Source organism: Exiguobacterium sp. s6 (assembly GCF_018618155.1).
Taxonomy (GTDB): Bacteria; Bacillota; Bacilli; order Exiguobacteriales; family Exiguobacteriaceae; genus Exiguobacterium; species Exiguobacterium mexicanum_A.
In genome coordinates this window covers 619318-638362 of sequence record NZ_JACSLN010000001.1, presented here as the reverse complement: position 1 = coordinate 638362, position 19045 = coordinate 619318, and the positions used below count along the sequence as shown (strand labels likewise).

The window sequence follows — 19045 nt, the reverse complement described above, 5'->3', positions numbered from 1 at the left end:
TCCCGACGACTTTATGCATCATCAGGAGTATCACTGGACAGTAGAATTCGTTGTCGTTTCTTCTATGACTTCGTATGTATATAACCCTCGTCCTATTTTTTTTATTGACGGATTAACTGTCTCTATTTTCACCATCAACTGGTAAATATTACTGATTTGGTGACGGTAGCGTAACTCTAGTTCCATTTGTATATCTCGAACGTTCATTGTTTTACGCTCTGCTAACAAATCAGTCACTTGGTGTACATAAACTTCAATAGGATAACGCTGATTAACACGTCTAGGTCGTAACCTTCTAAGTGACTCTGTGAGTGTTTCTTGTTTTTGACTACGATTAAGTTCTGAAATCAAATACTCAGCACGTCTTTGAAGTTGACGATACGATTCTTCAATTTCCATTAGTTCACGATAAATACTATCATTGACTTCTTTAAATTCCATTATTATCCCTCCTCAATTTAAAGTGTAACGTTACTGTAATATGTTTGTCATCCAAATTCAACTTCTGATAATCTAATTTTTGACCCAACACAAAAAGATGACGACTGTTCGGGGCAGTCGTCATCTCACGGAAGATGATCGTAGTCTTTACGCGCCGACGCGTTCGAGGATGCGTTCGAGCGAGAGTTCGTCGGTCGAAGCGACGATGAGGTCTGCATGACCAAGCATCGATTCTTCCCCGACGGCGACAGCAAACATGTTTGCCGCTTTGATTGCAGTCACGCCTGCGGCTGCGTCTTCAACGCCGATGGCATGTTCGGGTTTCACGCCAAGGGCAGAGGCAGCCTTCAAAAACACTTCGGGATGTGGTTTTGATTCGGCGACAGTTGCTGCATCGACAATGTGATCGAAGTAATGACGGACACCAAGTGCGTCTACGACCGCGAATGCGTTTTTAGAAGCCGATGCCATTCCGATTTTGAGACCAGCCTCTTTGATTTCATCGAGGAATGAAATGATGCCTGGCAACAAATCGTCTGAAGAGATGTGTTGAATGAGTTCAACGTAATGCTCATTCTTCTTCTGTGCGAGTTCCGCTTTCTCATCCGGTGTGAAATCGTCTTGTCTCCCACCGAGCGCGAGGATGCGCTCGAGCGAGTCCGTCCGACTCACGCCTTTTAGCGTCTCATTGAACTCGCGGTCAAACGGAATATCAAGCTCTTCTCCAAGTTGTTTCCAAGCGAGGTAATGGTACTCCGCGGTGTCAGTGATGACACCGTCCAAATCAAAAATGACTGCTTCAATCGTCGACATACATGCTTTCCGCCTTTCCTTCTAATGTTTCTGTCGTCAGACTACATTAAGGGAACTTGACAAGTACCCGTTGCACGATTGGTCATTGATGCAAACGGTTGCACTTGTTCGATTTCTATTATAAATGAAAAAGCTACCATCATGCAACCGCTTTCGCAAAAAAATAAAAAAGTAGGAGAAGCCTGCGCCTCTCCTACTGCTTACAACTGGATCCCGACCACTTTCACGTTCACCGAGAGCGGTGTCATCGCGAGCATCGTGTCCATGTCTTGCGTGATGCGTTCCTGTACGGCCGTCACCGTCTTGACGATCGACTGACCGTAAGCGATGTAGAGCGACAAGTTGATCGTGACGCCTTCTGACGACTCGTCGACTTTGACGTGCTTCATGAGCGCACGCTCCGACAGTTTCGTATCTTCTTGCGTGAACGACACGTGTTTCGTCTCTTTGACCGCGACTGCGGCGATCATTTCGACGACGTGACGTGAGACGTTGACGTCTCCTTCTGTGCTATGCATTCCATTTTCGTATGGCATGGTGTCACTTCCTTAACTCTAGTTTCGCTTCCCTTTATAAAGTGTAGCGGAAAACGTCCGTTTAGAAAAGGGTTTACGGTTTTGCATCTTTCACATCTTGGGCACGGCGAACGTCAATCTCGACGAGCGGCTTCAATAGCTTGACGACCGGCGGACTGATGATCAATAGGACGATCAAGAAGGCGACACCGAACAAGACGAGCAATTGGAGCCATGACGTCGGCATGAACCCGGCCGGCACGAACGCCTTCCAGGCTACGACGAGGAAGACGTGCACCAGATAAATGTAGAGACTGTATTTTCCGGCCCGAGTGATGACCGGTAGCTCGCGCCCCGGGATGATGAGTGCGAAACTGATCGCCATGAGGATCGATACCGTATAGACGATCAAGAAGGCGAACGGCCCGCTCCAAATCGCCTCCGGCACCGCCGTCTCATAGGCGAACCGGAACTTGAACAAGTTGCCGATATGATAGAACGCGCTCTCGTTCTGAAGACTCATCGAGGCGAGCAGCCCGAGTGTGAGCGTCGTGAAGACGGCGAATCCGCCAATCCGATACCGGTTCCGTTGCTCGGCCCGCTTCGGCAGTTCGAAGAAGTTCATCGTGTTCCGCGCGCTCATCCAGTTCCCGATCAAGAAGAACGGATAGAACATGATGACTTTCCGCAGGGCGAAGAACCCGGTCGATTCAGCTTGGAAGCCGAACAAGAGCGCGAATAGGAGCGCGTACAGCACGTATCCTTTCAACTGGGTCACATACGGGGTGATGACGTACCAGATGATGATCGCCATCAAGTACCAGAGCGCCCAATACGGCTTCAATAGAATCAGTCCCGGGTTCTCGAGCGACAAGAGCGGGATGCCCTCGGTGAAGGCAAACCATGAGCCGAGGATCACTTGCCAGATGACGTAGACGACGAACAGCTGGATGATGCGCAAATAGCGGTTCTCCCGGAAGAAGTAACCGCTCAGCATAATGAATAACGGCATGTGGAACGTGTATAAGAATAAATAGACCCATTTCGGCAAGATATCGTCGTAAGCACCGCGCACGTCCGTCAACAAGTGACCGAACACGACGAGCAAGACGAGCACGCCTTTAATATTATCGTACCAATGATTTCGCATGATATTCCCTCAAGTTCTATAAATCAATATTGTTGTTTAGCCAATTCTTTTTGACGATTCCAAAAGGCAATCGTTTCTTTCTTCCGTTCAATTGGAAACTCCTCGAGCATCTCGCCCACTTCGTCTTCGAGTGGCAACAGCAATCCGGGGTTTTCCTGAGCGCACCGCATAATCTTTTCAAACTGCGTAAAGAACACCTCGAGTTCGCGAGGAGCCTGCGTTTCGAGCAGCTGTCCAGCTTCCGCGACATATCCGCCAAAATAAGTGAGATAGAAGATGCGCACCCGTTCCGTGAGCACCGGATCCGTGAAACGTTCTGCTTCTTTGACGATGGCCGCCCCTTCACGCAACATGTTAAAGTTCATCAAAAAACGATTCGTTCCCTTGTCCCCTAGTCGGACAATCTCTTTGATGAGCCGAAGCATCTCTTCAGCTTCGAAGCCTTCGCTGAAATAACGGTTCAACGTCGTCTTCACGTCTGCATGCTGTTTATACAGACCGACGATGAGCTCAATCAACTCGTTTTGGTCGAATTGCTTGAGCTCGGCCCGCAACTCGCCCACCTTCATCTTCTTCATCCAATTCCCTCGCTTCATTTTTTGCCTCATTCATCATAGCCGATTTTTTGAACTGATGAAATTACGTTTCCACAAAAAAATGATGACGTCACTGTCATCATTCCCCGGATTTGCCCTTCGCAAGCCGAAACGTCAAGAAATCTTCATCCGACAGCATGTTTCAAGCGTATTCAAATAGACGAGAGTGGGTACAGTATAGTATAGTAGTCTTACCAAATAATCAGAATATTCTAATAAAAGGAGGTGTGGAGAATGGCTTCCGTCATTCGTAACCGTCACCACATGGTACATGACCCGAAACGTTCATTCTCTAACTTCGGATTTTGGTGGTTCACCGGCGCCTTTTCCGTCGGACTGCTCATCGTCGCCTTCGAACCGATCCGGGAACGATTCACCGCCATCCATCCGATTCTGTCCGTGCTGTCCTTTGTGTTCCTTTCGTTCTTTATCGGTGTCGCCATGAAACTCGCGCGTGACGTCTGGTGGCTCAACTACCTGCTCGAACGTACATCGAACCGATACATGTACATCGGGGCCGACACACTCCGTAGCTGGCAGTACACGCTCGACTCCATCTGGTTATTGACCCGCACGTCACAAAAAAAGCTCGGCCGATTGTATATCCAAATCGACCGAACTGTCCGTTCTGAAGAGGCAAAACGTCTGTTCGCCGCCTATTTGATTGATCGTGGTGTGCTCGTCGTCTACTCGAGACCATCGAAACCGAAGAAGATGGCTTAACCGAGATAGGGCGCCAGCCAGGTCTGCGCTGCCTCAACTTCTTCCATACGTAGCTCGTGCCCGCCTTCGTGATAGAAGAGTTCAACGTCCGCTCCGGCACTTCGGAGCGTCGATGTGAGCTCTTCTGTTTCTGTTTTCGGGCAAATCGGGTCACGCTCCCCAGCCGAGATGAACACGTTCGCCCCCGTAAGGTCTGGCAACGTGAGTGAACGGTCGGGCACCATCGGGTGGAACAAAAGGGATGCGTGGAACGCATTCTTCCGGTAAAGCGCCGATCCGATCAAATTGGCCCCGTTCGAATAGCCGAGCGGGATCATCTTGTCGCGGTCGATGCCATATTCCGCCGCCGCATCATCCAAGAACGTCAAGAACCGTTCCGTCTGTTTCTTCAAGTCCTCGAGGTCGAGGACGCCTTCCGCGTGACGTCGGAAGAAGCGGGACATGCCGTTCTCAAGCACGTCCCCTCGGAGCGTCAAAATGTTCGCCTCGGGAGCGAGTCTTCGTGCGAGCGGAATCAAGTCCTGCTCCGTCCCTCCTGTGCCGTGCAATAAAACGAGTGTTGTCTCGGTCGTGCCTTGAATGAATTGATGTATCATGTCATATCTCCTCTCGGGATTGTAATTGTCGGTAACGTACGGGTGATCGCGTCACGGTCTTGTTCGAACCATGCCGGGAGCTGGAGCGTCGAGCCGAGGCCCTCCAAACTCTCATCGATCAAAAAGCCGGGCGCATCGGTCGCCAGTTCATGTAGAATTCGGCCGGCGTCATGGAAGTAGACCGAGCGGAAGTAGTGGCGCTCCTTCACTTCAGTCGGACGGAGCCCGAGCTCGAAAATGGCGTCTTGCCATGAGGTATAGTCTTCTCCGTCATTGATGCGCCACGCGATATGATGGACCGTCCCCGAACCGGGCACTCCGTTCGGCAGGATAGTCTTTTTCACGTCGATGACGTTGCCGTAGTCGGCCGATGCTTGTAGGCGAATCCATTCTGAATCTTCCCCTACCGTCTCAAAGCCAAACAGTCCCGTCAACAAGCGGACCGTCGCCTCAGGGTCTTTCGACAACAGCGTCGCCCCGGCAAAACCGGTGATCGCTTCAGCTGATGTCACGCCCGGAACGACCCAACTCGTCTGTTTCGAACTCGCCCGGGTGACGAGCTCGACGACGAGTCCGTCCGGGTCTTCAAACAAGAGCGACGGCTCGCCGAACCGTTCGGTCGCGACCGTGCCGACGCCATGGTCGTTCAATCGTTTCTCCCAAAACAAGAGACTGTCTTCCGGGACGAGGTAAGCCGTGACCCCGACTTGTCCGCTGCCGACGCTGCCTTTGCCGATCCCTGGGATCGGGAAGAACGTGATGACCGTCCCCGGTGACCCTTGCTCGTCCCCAAAGTAGAAATGGTACGTGCCCGGGTCATCGAAGTTGACCGTCTGTTTGACGAACCGGAGTCCGAGGACATTCCCGTAAAAGTCTAATGTGCGTTGTGGGTCTTTCACCATCGCCGAGATGTGATGGATACCCGCTGATTGCTTCGTCATCTCATGTCCTCCTTTTTATTATCTTGATTTCAAGATAAATCATTTTCGAAGAAATGTGAAACTTTTTGCTCAATATGGCGTACGCTAATAGTAGACACCTATAAGGAGGTACATATATGACGTTACAAATCGATCGTGTGTCAAAACAGTTCGGCGAATTCACGGCTGTCGACGACTTGAGCTTCCACGTCCCGAAAGGCGAGATGTTTGGCCTGCTCGGAGCGAACGGGGCTGGGAAGACGACGACGTTCCGCATGATTCTCGACATCCTAAAACCGAGTGACGGGACGATCCTCTGGGACGGCCGAAAAGTCGACCACCGCATCGTCGGCTATCTGCCGGAAGAACGGGGCCTCTATCCGAAGTCACCCGTCCGGGACCAGCTCGTCTTTTTAGCAAGCTTGAAAGGAATGCGCCAAGCCGAGGCGAAACGGGCGGTCAAGTCATGGCTCGAACGACTCGAAATCCCGCAGTATGAGACGATGCGCGTCGAACAACTGTCCAAAGGAAACCAGCAGAAGATTCAACTCGTGGCCGCCCTGCTCCACAACCCGGAGCTGCTCATCCTCGATGAACCGTTCAGCGGGCTCGACCCGGTCAACGTCGAGATCTTGAAACGTGAAGTGCTCGCCCTCCGCGACGCCGGGACGACGATCGTCTTCTCGAGCCACCGGATGGAGCACGTCGAGGAGCTGTGCCAACATATCGGCATCTTGAAAGGCGGCCGCGCGGTCGTCAGCGGCGACGTTCCGACGATCAAGGAACGTTACGCTGAACCGGTGCTCTTTATCGAGACGGACCGACCTGACGTGCTCCAAGCCCTCCCGGTCGTCCGGGCGATCGAGCCGCATAAAGACGGCCATTTCGTCCGACTCGACTCATTTGAAGACAGTGATGCGGTGCTCGGGGCCCTCGTCTCGAACGGTGCCGCCGTCAAGACGTTCATGCGCCAACCCGTCTCATTAAACGACATCTTCATCAAGGAGGTCGGTCAACATGTTTCATAACTTCGGACCACTTTACTCGTTCACGTTACGCTCGAAGCTGCGCTCAAAGGCGTTCCTCATCTCGACGATTTTAACGATCTTGTTCATCCTCGGCTTCACGAACATCGACCGTCTGCTCGCGAACTTCGAGGATACCGACCAGGCCCAAGCCATCCTCGTCACTGAAAACAACGACCTGACGACGCTCATGCAGTCGCTCGGTTATGAAGACATCGAATCGGCCGCGATCTCCGAGTCCGAGGCGCGTGCTGGCCTCGACAATGGGGATTATGAGATTGTCGCCTTCATCGAGGGCGATTCGGCCCGCGTTCTATCGGAACGCCCAGAACCGGACTTCACGACGGTCCTCCAGACGGCGCTCCGCGAAATCCGGAACGCCGAACTGATCGAGACGTCGAACATCGATCCGGCCGTCCTCGCGGCGTTGAATGAACCTGTCACGGTCGAAGAGTCGTATCTCGGCCGCGGCGGAGAGAACTCGGACGAACTGTTCTCGTCGTTCGCGTTCGTCTACGTCATGCTCATGTTGCTCTACGTCTCAATCATCACGTACGGCTCGATGATTTCGACCGAGGTCACGACCGAGAAGTCGTCACGCGTCATGGAGCTGATCATCTCGACGACGCATCCGGTGACGCACATGCTCGCCAAAATCTCGGCCATCGGGACGCTCGCGTTGCTTCAAATCGCGATTTTCCTCGGCTTCGGGTACTTCAGCGCCCGCAGTAACGAGATGGCCCAGTCGGTCATCGATAACGCCGGCAACGTCCGGGCCGTCGTCTACCTGTTGACGTTCTTCACGCTCGGCTACCTGCTCTATGCGGCCATGTTCGCCGTACTCGGCTCACTCGTCAGCCGGGTCGAAGAATCGCAACAGATGACGATGCCGGTCATCATGCTCCTTGTCGCCGGGTTCCTCGCCGCCATGTTCGGCTTGAACAACCCGGAAGCACCGATCGTCACGATTTTGTCGTACGTCCCGTTCTTCACGCCGATGCTCATGTTCCTTCGTGTCATGCTCGTCGATGTGCCGGTGTGGGAAGTCGCGTTGTCGATCGGCATCATGATTGCCACGATCGGTGTGATTTTGTGGGTCGGCTCGAAATTTTATCGCGGCGGCGTCCTATTCTACGGCAACAACGCGATTAAACAATGGCGACAAATATTACAGAATCGACAATAACGTTTACAGCATTTTCGTTTTCGTATACTCTAAAGAATGTGCAAAATGAGGAGGAAACGAACAATGCGATCACGATTACTCGCAGCTTTAATCTTTACTTTCATGACGACGCTCACGACGTTCATCTGTTATACCGTCTTCTTGGACGCCGATGCGCTGTGGCAAATCTTGCTCGCATACGCGGGAAGCACGTTCCTCGGGACGCTCGCTTTTTGGTATCCGGTCAGCCGGCGTCCAGAGACGTCGCGGTTCGGCGGCGCGTGGATCGGCATCTTGATCACGACGACGACGCTCATCGGATTCACCGCGATCCGCTTCACCGTTCGTGGTGACGCCGCGTCCTTACTCGACTGGCAGACGATGCTCGCGAGCCTCGCCTACACGTTCGGTTACGTCGGTTGGGTGCTCACGATTCTCAACATCGTGCTCGGCTTTTTACTTGCCGGGACACGACCGAAAGTAAGATATGACGCACGTTCTGTGCGCTGAACGACAGAACGGCCACCCAAATGGGCGGCCGTTCTTTTTTATGCTCGATACCAATCCCAAAATGAAGCACCTTGTGCCACAATCACATAGTCCAACCACTGCGAAAAGCTGAAGGGAAAACGATGTAATTTAGCGTCCTCTTCGTCAAAGCTCAAAAATTCTCCAATCCACATCCGGTTGTCCGTCTCACTTATGTATTCGCAAACCATCCATTCTCCGTCACGCCCTGCCCCGACCGGCAAAAAACGTGCTGGACACTCCCATAATTGTTGGTGCTCAAGGATGTCCTCGATCGAGAACAATTCGATTGCTCCGCCGTATTCCGGGTCTTCGAACAGTTTGGCACCGTTATGTTCGCCTAAGCATGCACGGACCGCTACCGGTGTTTCTTTCGGCAACCGCTCTAACTCCGTCGCAGTAGCTGGACCGTTGAAGGAAAATGTCAGTTGATTCACGTATCCTTCTTCTAACTGGACATCGAGCCGGTTGTTCACCAACCGTCGTTTCAGTACTTGAACAGCAATCATCACATTGTTCCTTTCATCCATAATGAAAAACCGTGGTCCCCCACGGCCTTCACTGCAATTTATACGATTTATCGACGACCCCGAACTCCGTGTATTGGAACGAGTTGTCGACGAACTGGTCCGGTACGAGCTGCTCGATATAGCGGGCGAACGGCACGATCCGATGCGTCGGTTCGTGCGAGCGTCCCAGGTCGAGCACGGCATCGACGAGCGCCTCGAGCGCATGATGTGACGTCGGTTCTTCGTCCTCGGCGAAGATGCGACGGAGTTCTTCCTCATGCATCAGGTCGAAGATGCGCATGCGTGCCTCGAGCTGCCGCTGCATGTCCTCGGTCGACTTGCCGTGCATCGCCTCATCGTAGGCGAGCTTCATCTGCTCAAGTTCTGGGACTGTCCCTTTCATGAGCACTTTGAGCGACTCGCCCGTCCAAATATGGCGGGCCAAATAGTTCGCGTCGATCTTGAGCGCCTCGGCGAGCGCCTCTATGTAAGGCATCGTCGGGTAGACTTCACTCAGTTCGGTCCGGCGAATAAAGTACGGGGCGACGCCGATGCGATCGGCGAGTGCCTCGACCGAGATGCCGGCCCGCTCACGTAATATTCGAATCCGATCCCCATAACCCCGGTACGGTGCGTTTTTTCCATCCATGTCTCTCTCCCCCTCTCTTTTTAGTATAGTTCCCGAATCCATAAAAAAATACTCGGAAGCATACGCCTCCGAGTAAAATGTTCAACTTATTTTTTCGTCAATTCGACGACTTCTGTAGAACCGGCTGTGACCGTGTCGCCTTCAGCAACGAGTTTGTTCACGCCGAAGCTGTCGTGGTTCGTGATGATCACCGGTGTGATCGTCGACGGCGCGTTCGCTTTGATGAAGTCGAGGTCGAACGTGACGAGTGTGTCGCCAGCTTTGACGGCTTGACCTTCTGTCACGTGCGTTTCGAAGCCTTCACCTTTAAGATTGACCGTGTCGAGACCGATGTGAATCAAGTACTCGGCACCATTGTCAGCGTTGATCCCAATCGCGTGTTTTGTCGGGAAGACAGTCGCGATTGTACCGTTGACCGGCGAGACGACTTTGCCGTCTGTCGGTTCGACGGCGATGCCGTCACCCATCATTTTTTGCGAGAACACTTGGTCAGGAACGTTCGTGATGTCAATGACCTTCCCTGTAAGCGGTGAAACCGCGTTAAGTTGTTCTTCTTTACCACCAAATAGTTTTTTAAAGAATCCCATAGCTTAATCCCTCCAACATGTTCTGTTAATCAAAGTCTTAGCTTTTATACCCGAAAAGCTTCCTCTTCAATCCCTACCCTATAAACGGTATAGTTGTAATAAGGTAGTGCGAATTCGTTTACACATCGTAAGAATACGAGTGTGCAATCGCTTTTGCAAGCCCTTTTTACACTTTATAAAAATTTCACATGATGGAGGCGCTTACAATGACGACTTTCACAAAATTGTCATATGAACGGCCCGACTTGGACGCTTTGAACAGCCGATTGTCGGACTATTCAGTCGAATTGCAACAAGCGAGCACACTCGAAGAGGCGAACGAATTGATTCGCCAAATCAACCAGGAACGGAACGCGTTCGAGACGCAAAGTCAACTCGTCGCAATCCGCCACTCGATCGATACGCGTGATGCGTTCTACGAGGCCGAGCAGACATTTTTTGACGATGCCTTGCCGGTGTACGAGAAAGAGGTCCAGGCGTATTATCGCGTCTTGACCGAGCACGACCTGCGGAGCCAACTCGAACAGGAATGGGGCAGCCAGTTGTTCGAACTCGCCGAGCGCGCGCTCAAGACGTTCGAGGAGTCGCTCATCCCGAAACTGCAGGAAGAGAACCGATTGGCGACCGCCTATCAGAAAGTCATGTCGGCTGCCCAAATCGAATTCGACGGCAAGACGCTCAACTTGTCCCAGTTCGGCCCGTATCTTCAGTCCCCTGACCGTTCGGTGCGAAAAGCGGCGTCCGAGGCCCGTTATACATATCTGGCCGACAACGGGGACGAACTCGACCGCATCTACGGCGAACTCGTACGCGTCCGGACCGACATCGCGCACGCGCTCGGCTTCCCGTCGTTCGTCGAGCTCGGTTACGCCCGGATGCAACGTGTCGGCTATGACGAGTCGAACGTCGACAACTTCCGCAAACAAGTACGCGACGTCATCGTCCCGCTCGCGACGACGTTAAAAGAGAAGCAGGCGAAACGGATCGATGTCGATTCGCTCACGTACTACGACGAGTCGTTCGTCTTCCCAGACGGCAACGCGACGCCACAGGGCGACGAGGCGTTCATCATCGAAGGCGGGAACACGATGTATCGTGAACTCTCAAAAGAGACGGACGAGTTCTTCCAATTCATGCAACAGCGCGGCGCCCTCGACTTGACGGCGAAACCGGGCAAGGCCGGCGGCGGTTACTGCACGTACCTCCCGTCGGAAAGTCTGCCGTTCATCTTCTCGAACTTCAACGGAACGGCCGGCGATATCGACGTGCTCACGCACGAGGTCGGTCACGCCTTCCAAGTGTACGAGAGCCGTCATTTGACGACGCCGGAATACGCGTTCCCGACCTACGAGGCGTGTGAGATCCACTCGATGTCGATGGAGTTCTTCTGCTGGCCATGGATGGAACTGTTCTTCGGCGACCAAGTCGACAAATACAAGTTCAATCATTTGGCAGGAAGCATCACGTTCCTCCCGTACGGCGTCCTCGTCGACGAGTTCCAGCACGTCGTCTACCGCAACCCTGACATGACGGTCGCTGAGCGTCGCCAGGCATGGCGTGACCTTGAGAAGGTGTACTTGCCGCACCGTGACTATGAGACGAATGACTACCTCGAGTCAGGCGCTTGGTGGCACCAACAAGGACACATCTTCCAGAGCCCGTTCTACTATATCGACTACACGCTCGCACAAGTGTGCGCCTTCCAGTTCTGGGTGCGCATGCATGAGGACCGTGAGGCGGCGTGGAGCGATTATCTCACGCTCTGCCAAGCCGGCGGCAGCCGCTCGTTCCTCGAGCTCGTCGAATTGGCCGGTCTCAAGTCGCCGTTCGAGGACGGCGTGTTGAAACAGACGGTCGGACAGATTGAAGACTACCTATTGAAGCATCCGCTTGCGAACTAAAACGAACCCACTCACGTCAGCGTGAGTGGGTTTTCTCGTTCTAGATCTAAGTGTACTTCCACATCAAGACGCAAAAACAGGTGAGCCCGTGAGCCCACCTGTGTCTTCAAATCACATCTAATGGTTCTTTTTGGCTCGGTGGCGGGAACGCCTCGTCAAGCGCATTGAAGTCATCCTCGGTCAAGTTGAGGAGCAACGCCGCGCCGTTCTCTTCGACGTGCGCTTTCTGCCCCGCTTTCGGGATGGCGATGACGTTTCCGCTCCGCACCGTCCACGCAAGCAAGATTTGGGCCGGTGTCGCACTGTACGCCTCGGCGATCCGGTTCACCGTCTCGTCGTTGAAGACTTTCTCTTTCACGTCGCTGCCTTCCGCGAGCGGGGCGTAAGCCATCATCGGGATTCCTTGCTCCTGTAAAAATGGCAACAAGTCGTATTCGACGCCGCGGCTGCCTAGGTGATAGAGCACTTGGTTGACCGCGCAATGTTTCCCCTTCGGCAAGGCGAGCAGTTCTTTCATGTCGTCGACATCAAAGTTCGAGACACCCCACGCTCGGATCTTACCGTCCGCCTTCAACTGTTCGAGCCCGTCGACCGTCTCCTCGAGCGGGATGTTCCCGCGCCAATGCAGGAGATATAAGTCGAGGTAGTCCGTACCAAGCCGTTCGAGCGTCGCGTTACAAGCTTGGACGAGTTTGTCGCCCCCGGCGTTATGCGGATACACTTTCGAGACGAGGAACACGTCTTCCCGCCGGTCTTGGATCGCTTCACCGACGAGCGACTCCGATTTCCCTTCTCCGTACATCTCCGCCGTATCGATGACGTGCAACCCGCAGTCGAGTCCCGTCCGGAGTGCCTCGATCTCGGCATCCCGTTTCGATTCGTCTTCTCCCATGCGCCATGTGCCTTGCCCGAGGGCCCTCATTTCACGCCCGTCTGGCAGTTCAGCCACGTGTTGTTTCAGTGTCGCCAAAATTAATGTATGTGGAATGCGGTTCATGCCATCTCCTCCTTCGTCCATTGTTCATGTAACGGCCCGGTCGTCCCAAAGACGGGATCGGTCGCCGGTTTGTCGACTCGTTCGATCCGTTGCACACTGTCCGGCCGCTCTTCCGGTTTCCCTGTCAACGTGTCATAATCGCGTCCTTCCGGATAGGCTCCGACGATGGCGAAGTCTTCACTCGCCTCGAGACGGCGATGTCCCGTCCCGGCCGGCAAAATCAAGACGTCTCCTGCTTGAAGCGAGACGAGGTCCCCGGTCGCACCGCCAAGTTGGACGGTCGCCCGGCCCGACTTCACGCCGAGCACTTCATGCGTGTTGCTATGGTAATGGTGATAATCGAACACCCCGTTCACCCAGCTGTTCCCCCAACCGTTATGTTCGAACGTCGCCTGCATCCCGTCCGTCTCATCGAACACGCCGCGATACAACAACACCGGGAAATCCGGATTGTTCGGGATCGAGCCGTCGTCTTCAAATCGATATGTCAACACATCCATATTGTTCCCTCCTTGTCTCTGTCTTTGTACCCGAGTTGACGCCCGATTAACCTGTGAGCCAACTCACGGTTAAAAAGTTCAAAAAGATAATTACAAAAAACTTAGTTTGTTCGATAGACAAACTAAAAAGTTTGATGTATTCTATTCCTGAAAACGATTACAGAAATGAGGAGGATGAATCGCATGTCACAAACTCAAACGAAAAAGGAATACTATCAAGGTGTCGGACAAATCAAATTTGAAGGTACTTCTTCTACAAACCCATTCGCCTTCAAACACTACAACCCAGAGGAACAAATTGGTGGGAAGTCGATGGAAGAGCTGCTCCGTTTCGCCGTCTCGTATTGGCATACGTTCACAGCCGATGGAACCGACCCGTTCGGCAAAGCCACGATGATCCGACCGTACGACCGCCTTTCAGGAATGGACCTCGCCAAAGCCCGTGTCGAAGCGGCGTTCGAGTTCTTTGACAAGTTGAACGTGCCTTACTTCTGCTTCCATGATTTCGATATCGCTCCTGAAGGAAGCACGCTCGCTGAGACAAACCGAAACATCGACGTCATCGTCTCGATGATGAAAGAATATATGAAAACAAGTAAGACAAAATTACTTTGGAACACAGCGAACATGTTCTCACATCCACGCTGGATTCATGGAGCCGCGACTGCGCCGAATGCAGATGTGTACGCATACGCAGCAGCTAAAGTGAAAAAAGGACTCGAAGTCGGGAAAGAGCTCGGGGCCGAGAACTATGTGTTCTGGGGAGGTCGTGAAGGGTATGAAACGTTGCTCAACACCGATATGGGACTTGAGCTTGATAACTTGGCCCGCTTCTTCCACATGGCCGATAGCTATGCCAAAGAGATCGGCTTTGATGCCCAGTTCTTGATCGAACCGAAACCAAAAGAGCCGACGAAACACCAATACGACTTCGACGTGGCGACGGGTCTCGCCTTCTTACAGAAATATGACTTGGCGGACCGCTTCAAATTCAACATCGAAGCCAACCATGCGACGCTCGCCGGACACACGTTCGAACATGAGCTTCGCGTCGCCCGCGTGAATGGGATGCTCGGATCCGTCGACGCGAACCAAGGTGACCCGCTCCTGGGCTGGGATACGGATGAATTCCCGACCGACCTCTATTCAACGACGCTCGCCATGTATGAGATTTTGTTGAATGGTGGGCTCGGAAGCGGTGGGCTCAACTTCGATGCGAAAGTCCGCCGCGGTTCATTCGAACCTGAGGACTTGTTCTATGCCCACATCGCAGGCATGGACAGCTTCGCCGTCGGTGCGAAAGTCGCTCAACGCTTGATTGATGACCGTGTGTTCGAAAACGTCATCCAAGATCGCTACGCAAGCTACAATGAGGGAATCGGAAAAGACATCGTCTCCGGTCAAACCGACTTCCACAAACTTGAAGCCCATGCGTTCACGCTTACTGACATCCAAAATAAATCGGGACGTCAAGAACAGCTCCGTCACATCCTCAACCAATACTTGTTGGATGTACAACGCCCTTAATCGCGAAGCCCAGACTCCATGATGGGGTCTGGGCTTTTAAATCAAAACCGGAAAGGATGAACCTAATGAAATACGTCATCGGAATCGATTTAGGGACGAGTGCGGTCAAAGCCATCCTCGTCGACCAAAACGGGCAACTTTGCGGGGAAGCGAGTCGCGCCTACCCCCTCATCCAAGAACGAGAAGGCTACAGCGAACAAGATCCGTCGGCCTGGGTCGAACAGACGGTCAACGCCTTGACCGAGCTCGTTCAACAGTTCGAAGGACGTCCTGAAGACATCGAAGGCATCAGCTTCTCGGGACAAATGCATGGGCTCGTCTTACTCGATGCGCAACATCAGTTGCTTCGCAATGCGATTCTTTGGAACGATACGCGAACGACCGCTGAATGTGAGGAGATCAAGGATCGACTCGGACCGCTACTCCTCGACCTCACTAAAAACCCTGCGCTCGAGGGATTCACGCTCCCGAAACTACTATGGGTGAAGCGGCATGAGCCTGACTTGTTCCGTCAAGCAGCCGTCTTCCTGCTCCCGAAAGACTATGTCCGCTATGCGTTGACAGGTCAACTGCACATGGATTATTCCGATGCAGCCGGAACGCTTCTCCTCGATATCGCTAAAAAGGAATGGAGCGACGAAATCTGTGAACGGGTCGGTGTGCCGAAATCCCTCTGTCCCCCACTCGTCGAGTCGTCTGATCAAATCGGGACGCTCAGCTCTTACTACGCGACGCGCACCGGCCTTTCTTCGAGCGTCAGCGTGTTCGCCGGAGGTGCGGACAATGCCTGTGGTGCCATCGGGGCCGGTATTTTGAACGATCAACAAACGATGTGCAGCATCGGCACATCGGGTGTCGTCTTGGCCTATGAACCAACCGCCCGGCTCGATTTTAAAGGGAAAGTCCATTATTTCAATCATGCTAAGCCAGGTGCCTATTATACGATGGGTGTCACCTTGGCAGCAGGACACAGTTTATCGTGGTTCAAGGATACGTTCGCACCGGACCAATCATTCGAGACGTTGCTCGCCGAAGTGAAAGACGTACCGATCGGGGCGAACGGGTTGTTGTTCACTCCTTATCTCGTCGGCGAACGGACCCCTTATGCGGATGCCATGGTGCGAGGAAGCTTTATCGGAATGGACTCCACCCATCGGTTGGCGGATTTTTCACGGGCCGTGCTAGAAGGAATCACGTTCTCCTTAAAAGAGTCACTCGAGCTGTTCCGTGCGGAAGGGAAAGTGATCACGTCGATCGTTTCGATTGGAGGGGGCGCCAAAAACGAGGCGTGGCTGCAAATGCAGGCAGACATCTTCGACGCTACCATCATCAAGCTTTCCAACGAGCAAGGCTGTGCGCTCGGTGCCGCCATGTTGGCTGCGTACGGCTGTGGGTGGTTTGACAGTCTCGAGGACTGCAGTGAGGCGTTCATTCAGGAGGCGAAGCGATACGAACCGATTCCAGAAAACGTCTCACGCTACCACGCTTTATTCGCACTCTACCAACAAGTCTATCCGGCCACGAAACAGCTCTCTCATGGCCTGTCCGCATTTCGGAGAAAGTGAGACGACGATGAACTATACATCCGACCATTATGGGACCGTGGACGGTATCCCCGTCTCGCGTCACCGCGTATCGACAGACTCGTTCAGCTTTTCTTGTATCGATTATGGGTGTACCATCACGGAAATTGCCGTCCCCGATCAACTGGGGAACATGAAGAACGTCGTATTGGCGCTTGATTCGCTTGAGGATTACGTCCGTCACGATTATTATCTAGGTTGCGTGGTCGGACGGGTGGCCGGAAGGATACAGAACGGTCAGTTCACACTCGACGACCAGACCGTTCAACTGCCTTTGAACGACGGTCCCAACCACCTTCACGGTGATCACTTCCATAAGGTGGTCTGGAACCCATCCATCGAACGGACGGATGATGGCGTGACCATTCGATTTGAACGGTCGTTTCCTCATGGCCATCACGGATATCCTGGGAATATTGACGTGTCGGTCGAATACACGATTACTCCCCACACCGTGGCGATTCGCTATGAGGCGAAGACCGACGCACCGACCGTCATGAACATGACGAATCACACATACTTCAATTTATCAGGGACGTCCCTTCCGATTTCTGACCATACGCTTCAGCTTATGAGTGACTCGTTCTATGAACTAGACGAGACCCTTATTCCGCGCCGCGTGAAGTCCGTCATGACCTCCCGGGCATTCGATTTTAGAGAGGCGAAACGAATCGAAGATGGTCTAAACGATACAGATGCGCAACTTGACCTCGCCGGAGGCTTCGATCACCCGTTTTGCCTGCCCCAGACGGAACGTCCTCAAATCGAACTTCGTCATGCTTCCGGTCGCAGGCTTTCCGTCCATACGACCGAGCCGTGTGTCGTCTTCTATTCGGGTAATATGCTTCCGAACGAGCTGAGACGGACCGGCCTTTGTTTAGAGACGCAACAAGCACCGAACCTGCTGGACCCTCGTAGTGTGTTACGTCCCGCCGAGACATACGTCTCCGAGACGACGTGGACGTTTGCCCCATAACAATAGCCCGCCACCTGAAGGTGACGGGCTATTCGTCATTGCATCATTCGACGCTGTAAAAACTGCTCGATGGCAAGCGAGGCCATCCCGATCGCTGAAGCGTGGTCGCTCAATTTCGACGGGATGAGCTCGAACGAATGATCGGCTTGCGCATACACGCGTGATGAGATGGCCGTGCGAATCATGTTGAGGACCATCGGATGCGATTCGATGACCCGACTTTGAATGATGATCACTTTCGGATTATAGACGTTCAGTACCGTATTCAACCCGACCCCGACGTAAAAGCACCATTTTTGTAGTTCATTCAACACCGATGCCTCATTGGCCTGTAAACTTCGTTGGAGCGTCTCGACCGTGTGCCCCGGCAAATACTTGTCCCATAGTACTTTTTCCGAGGCATACAACTCCCAACACCCTCGGTTGCCACACGTACATTTTGGTCCATTGTATTCAATGGACATATGCCCGAACTCGCCAGCGAACCCGTCCTCGCCTCGATACAGTTCCCCATGCAAGATGATGCCCGTACCGACACCGGTCCCGAGACTGACGAATACCATCTCCTCATGGTCTTTCCCGGCCCCGAACCGTCGTTCTCCGTAAGCCCCCGCATTGGCCTCGTTCTCTAAATTGACGGGTACATCATAACGATTCTCTAAATCTTGCTTCAAACTCGTCACGTCAGGACGGAGGTTCGGGACAAAAATGACTTGTTGCTCGCGATTAATGAGTCCAGGCACCGAGACGCCGATTCCAATGAGCCCATATGGAGAGGACGGCATCTTACCAAGCAACACATCGATGGCAGCTCTCACTTTCGGTTCTGCCTCCTGGTCCGCCTCGGCCCACTCGGTCGTCAACGACTCCACAACGTTGCCTTTTAAATCGGTCAATACCGCATTGATCGCTTTCACGCCTAAATCGACTCCGATCGTGAATCCTGCCTGCTGGTTGAACACGAGCATGACCGGGCGACGCCCCCCGCTCGAATCGCCTTGTCCGATTTCAAAGATGAGTTCTTCGTTCAATAGAGCGCCAATTTGCGCAGATACCGTCGATTTGTTCAACCCCGTCACTTCTGACAGTTTTGCGCGTGAAATTGGGTAACTACGAATAATTTCATTCAACAATACGGTTTTATTCATTTTTTTCACAAGCTGTTGATCAGCGGTCACATCTAATTTTGCCAATGACTTTGTCTCCCCTTTATACGAAGTGATGTCTCATCCATCGTTTAACTTTCGTTCCATTCCGTTTACTCTCAAATTCATTATACAAAAACTGCAAAAATATAGTTGAGAATTCGAGCCTCATTTTGTATGATAAGGATAGTTAGTTTAT

General features: G+C 52.9%; 21 protein-coding genes. 8 read left to right on the top strand and 13 right to left on the bottom strand.

Annotation, left to right across the window (positions count from 1 at the left end):
- Nucleotides 1–30: 30 nt before the first annotated feature.
- From KNP75_RS03335 to KNP75_RS03315, 5 genes are all read right to left on the bottom strand, one after another.
- Nucleotides 31–441, bottom strand: a complete 411-nt coding sequence (locus KNP75_RS03335; protein ID WP_214707142.1) for a Rok-like winged helix domain-containing protein — start codon at nucleotides 439–441, stop codon at nucleotides 31–33.
- 147 nt (nucleotides 442–588) lie between these two features.
- Nucleotides 589–1254, bottom strand: coding sequence for a beta-phosphoglucomutase (gene pgmB, locus KNP75_RS03330; protein ID WP_215189849.1), 666 nt, complete (start codon nucleotides 1252–1254; stop codon nucleotides 589–591).
- A 200-nt stretch (nucleotides 1255–1454) separates the two neighbouring features.
- Nucleotides 1455–1790 (bottom strand): Asp23/Gls24 family envelope stress response protein, encoded by a 336-nt coding sequence (locus KNP75_RS03325; protein ID WP_034778659.1) that lies wholly within the window; start codon nucleotides 1788–1790, stop codon nucleotides 1455–1457.
- 73 nt (nucleotides 1791–1863) lie between these two features.
- Entirely contained in the window at nucleotides 1864–2919 is a 1056-nt protein-coding gene (locus tag KNP75_RS03320; protein ID WP_215189848.1) for an acyltransferase family protein, read from the bottom strand.
- A 23-nt stretch (nucleotides 2920–2942) separates the two neighbouring features.
- Complete coding sequence (locus KNP75_RS03315; RefSeq protein WP_214753921.1) at nucleotides 2943–3497, bottom strand: hypothetical protein; 555 nt, start codon at nucleotides 3495–3497, stop codon at nucleotides 2943–2945.
- Between the two features lie 252 nt (nucleotides 3498–3749).
- Between KNP75_RS03315 and KNP75_RS03310 the strand changes: the two genes are divergently transcribed.
- A complete protein-coding gene (locus tag KNP75_RS03310) occupies nucleotides 3750–4238 on the top strand; it encodes a hypothetical protein (RefSeq protein WP_034778666.1) in 489 nt (162 codons plus the stop codon).
- Here the strand turns inward: KNP75_RS03310 and KNP75_RS03305 are convergent.
- The gene (locus tag KNP75_RS03305) at nucleotides 4235–4834 is read right to left on the bottom strand and encodes an alpha/beta hydrolase (RefSeq protein WP_215189847.1); all 600 of its coding nucleotides are present in this window, start codon (nucleotides 4832–4834) and stop codon (nucleotides 4235–4237) included. The two genes, KNP75_RS03310 and KNP75_RS03305, sit on opposite strands and share 4 nt — an antisense overlap.
- Nucleotides 4831–5775, bottom strand: coding sequence for a VOC family protein (locus tag KNP75_RS03300; protein WP_215189846.1), 945 nt, complete (start codon nucleotides 5773–5775; stop codon nucleotides 4831–4833). The genes KNP75_RS03305 and KNP75_RS03300 overlap by 4 nt, the downstream gene beginning before the upstream one ends.
- A gap of 116 nt (nucleotides 5776–5891) precedes the next feature.
- Between KNP75_RS03300 and KNP75_RS03295 the strand changes: the two genes are divergently transcribed.
- The 3 genes from KNP75_RS03295 to KNP75_RS03285 all read left to right on the top strand — a co-directional run bounded on the left by KNP75_RS03295 (nucleotide 5892) and on the right by KNP75_RS03285 (nucleotide 8454).
- On the top strand, nucleotides 5892–6782 hold the full coding sequence (locus KNP75_RS03295) for an ABC transporter ATP-binding protein (RefSeq protein ID WP_034778673.1): 891 nt from the start codon (nucleotides 5892–5894) through the stop codon (nucleotides 6780–6782).
- On the top strand, nucleotides 6772–7965 hold the full coding sequence (locus tag KNP75_RS03290; RefSeq protein WP_214796913.1) for an ABC transporter permease: 1194 nt from the start codon (nucleotides 6772–6774) through the stop codon (nucleotides 7963–7965). The genes KNP75_RS03295 and KNP75_RS03290 overlap by 11 nt, the downstream gene beginning before the upstream one ends.
- Nucleotides 7966–8028: 63 nt before the next feature.
- Nucleotides 8029–8454: a hypothetical protein gene (locus KNP75_RS03285; protein WP_034778678.1), complete on the top strand. Its 426-nt coding sequence runs from the start codon at nucleotides 8029–8031 to the stop codon at nucleotides 8452–8454.
- 38 nt (nucleotides 8455–8492) lie between these two features.
- Here the strand turns inward: KNP75_RS03285 and KNP75_RS03280 are convergent, their stop codons facing one another.
- The 3 genes from KNP75_RS03280 to KNP75_RS03270 form a co-directional block, all read right to left on the bottom strand.
- Nucleotides 8493–8981, bottom strand: a complete 489-nt coding sequence (locus KNP75_RS03280; RefSeq protein ID WP_215189845.1) for an SMI1/KNR4 family protein — start codon at nucleotides 8979–8981, stop codon at nucleotides 8493–8495.
- Nucleotides 8982–9030: 49 nt separating this feature from the next.
- Nucleotides 9031–9630: a helix-turn-helix domain-containing protein gene (locus KNP75_RS03275; protein ID WP_021066527.1), complete on the bottom strand. Its 600-nt coding sequence runs from the start codon at nucleotides 9628–9630 to the stop codon at nucleotides 9031–9033.
- An 86-nt stretch (nucleotides 9631–9716) separates the two neighbouring features.
- Nucleotides 9717–10217, bottom strand: a complete 501-nt coding sequence (locus KNP75_RS03270) for a PTS sugar transporter subunit IIA (RefSeq protein ID WP_021066526.1) — start codon at nucleotides 10215–10217, stop codon at nucleotides 9717–9719.
- 206 nt (nucleotides 10218–10423) lie between these two features.
- Here KNP75_RS03270 and KNP75_RS03265 point away from each other — a divergent pair, with 206 nt between their 5' ends.
- Nucleotides 10424–12118, top strand: coding sequence for a M3 family oligoendopeptidase (locus KNP75_RS03265; RefSeq protein ID WP_215189844.1), 1695 nt, complete (start codon nucleotides 10424–10426; stop codon nucleotides 12116–12118).
- Between the two features lie 106 nt (nucleotides 12119–12224).
- On the opposite strand, the gene KNP75_RS03260 is transcribed toward KNP75_RS03265, so the two are convergent.
- Together KNP75_RS03260 and KNP75_RS03255 are read right to left on the bottom strand one after the other, a co-directional pair.
- Nucleotides 12225–13115 (bottom strand): aldo/keto reductase, encoded by an 891-nt coding sequence (locus KNP75_RS03260; protein ID WP_285800833.1) that lies wholly within the window; start codon nucleotides 13113–13115, stop codon nucleotides 12225–12227.
- Nucleotides 13112–13615: a cupin domain-containing protein gene (locus KNP75_RS03255; protein ID WP_034778690.1), complete on the bottom strand. Its 504-nt coding sequence runs from the start codon at nucleotides 13613–13615 to the stop codon at nucleotides 13112–13114. Before KNP75_RS03255 ends, KNP75_RS03260 begins: the two co-directional genes overlap by 4 nt.
- Before the next feature lie 183 nt (nucleotides 13616–13798).
- On the opposite strand from KNP75_RS03255, the gene xylA reads away from it, so the two are divergent.
- The 3 genes from xylA (at nucleotide 13799) to KNP75_RS03240 (ending at nucleotide 17701) form a co-directional block, all read left to right on the top strand.
- Nucleotides 13799–15142 carry a xylose isomerase gene (xylA, locus tag KNP75_RS03250; protein WP_034778691.1) on the top strand — a complete coding sequence of 448 codons (1344 nt, stop codon included), beginning with the start codon at nucleotides 13799–13801 and terminating at the stop codon, nucleotides 15140–15142.
- A gap of 65 nt (nucleotides 15143–15207) precedes the next feature.
- Nucleotides 15208–16707: a xylulokinase gene (xylB, locus tag KNP75_RS03245; protein WP_215189843.1), complete on the top strand. Its 1500-nt coding sequence runs from the start codon at nucleotides 15208–15210 to the stop codon at nucleotides 16705–16707.
- Between the two features lie 7 nt (nucleotides 16708–16714).
- Entirely contained in the window at nucleotides 16715–17701 is a 987-nt protein-coding gene (locus tag KNP75_RS03240; protein ID WP_215189842.1) for an aldose epimerase family protein, read from the top strand.
- 35 nt (nucleotides 17702–17736) lie between these two features.
- Here KNP75_RS03240 and KNP75_RS03235 read toward each other — a convergent pair whose 3' ends face one another.
- A complete protein-coding gene (locus KNP75_RS03235) occupies nucleotides 17737–18849 on the bottom strand; it encodes an ROK family transcriptional regulator (RefSeq protein ID WP_215190388.1) in 1113 nt (370 codons plus the stop codon).
- Nucleotides 18850–19045 lie beyond the last annotated feature (196 nt).

Bases quoted from the DNA above. Each gene is read 5' to 3' on its own strand.
- KNP75_RS03335 (WP_214707142.1), bottom strand. From the start codon at position 441: ATGGAATTTAAAGAAGTCAATGATAGTATTTATCGTGAACTAATGGAA.
- pgmB (WP_215189849.1), bottom strand. From the start codon at position 1,254: ATGTCGACGATTGAAGCAGTCATTTTTGATTTGGACGGTGTCATCACT.
- KNP75_RS03325 (WP_034778659.1), bottom strand. From the start codon at position 1,790: ATGCCATACGAAAATGGAATGCATAGCACAGAAGGAGACGTCAACGTC.
- KNP75_RS03320 (WP_215189848.1), bottom strand. From the start codon at position 2,919: ATGCGAAATCATTGGTACGATAATATTAAAGGCGTGCTCGTCTTGCTC.
- KNP75_RS03315 (WP_214753921.1), bottom strand. From the start codon at position 3,497: ATGAAGAAGATGAAGGTGGGCGAGTTGCGGGCCGAGCTCAAGCAATTC.
- KNP75_RS03310 (WP_034778666.1), top strand. From the start codon at position 3,750: ATGGCTTCCGTCATTCGTAACCGTCACCACATGGTACATGACCCGAAA.
- KNP75_RS03305 (WP_215189847.1), bottom strand. From the start codon at position 4,834: ATGATACATCAATTCATTCAAGGCACGACCGAGACAACACTCGTTTTA.
- KNP75_RS03300 (WP_215189846.1), bottom strand. From the start codon at position 5,775: ATGACGAAGCAATCAGCGGGTATCCATCACATCTCGGCGATGGTGAAA.
- KNP75_RS03295 (WP_034778673.1), top strand. From the start codon at position 5,892: ATGACGTTACAAATCGATCGTGTGTCAAAACAGTTCGGCGAATTCACG.
- KNP75_RS03290 (WP_214796913.1), top strand. From the start codon at position 6,772: ATGTTTCATAACTTCGGACCACTTTACTCGTTCACGTTACGCTCGAAG.
- KNP75_RS03285 (WP_034778678.1), top strand. From the start codon at position 8,029: ATGCGATCACGATTACTCGCAGCTTTAATCTTTACTTTCATGACGACG.
- KNP75_RS03280 (WP_215189845.1), bottom strand. From the start codon at position 8,981: ATGATTGCTGTTCAAGTACTGAAACGACGGTTGGTGAACAACCGGCTC.
- KNP75_RS03275 (WP_021066527.1), bottom strand. From the start codon at position 9,630: ATGGATGGAAAAAACGCACCGTACCGGGGTTATGGGGATCGGATTCGA.
- KNP75_RS03270 (WP_021066526.1), bottom strand. From the start codon at position 10,217: ATGGGATTCTTTAAAAAACTATTTGGTGGTAAAGAAGAACAACTTAAC.
- KNP75_RS03265 (WP_215189844.1), top strand. From the start codon at position 10,424: ATGACGACTTTCACAAAATTGTCATATGAACGGCCCGACTTGGACGCT.
- KNP75_RS03260 (WP_285800833.1), bottom strand. From the start codon at position 13,115: ATGAACCGCATTCCACATACATTAATTTTGGCGACACTGAAACAACAC.
- KNP75_RS03255 (WP_034778690.1), bottom strand. From the start codon at position 13,615: ATGGATGTGTTGACATATCGATTTGAAGACGACGGCTCGATCCCGAAC.
- xylA (WP_034778691.1), top strand. From the start codon at position 13,799: ATGTCACAAACTCAAACGAAAAAGGAATACTATCAAGGTGTCGGACAA.
- xylB (WP_215189843.1), top strand. From the start codon at position 15,208: ATGAAATACGTCATCGGAATCGATTTAGGGACGAGTGCGGTCAAAGCC.
- KNP75_RS03240 (WP_215189842.1), top strand. From the start codon at position 16,715: ATGAACTATACATCCGACCATTATGGGACCGTGGACGGTATCCCCGTC.
- KNP75_RS03235 (WP_215190388.1), bottom strand. From the start codon at position 18,849: ATGAATAAAACCGTATTGTTGAATGAAATTATTCGTAGTTACCCAATT.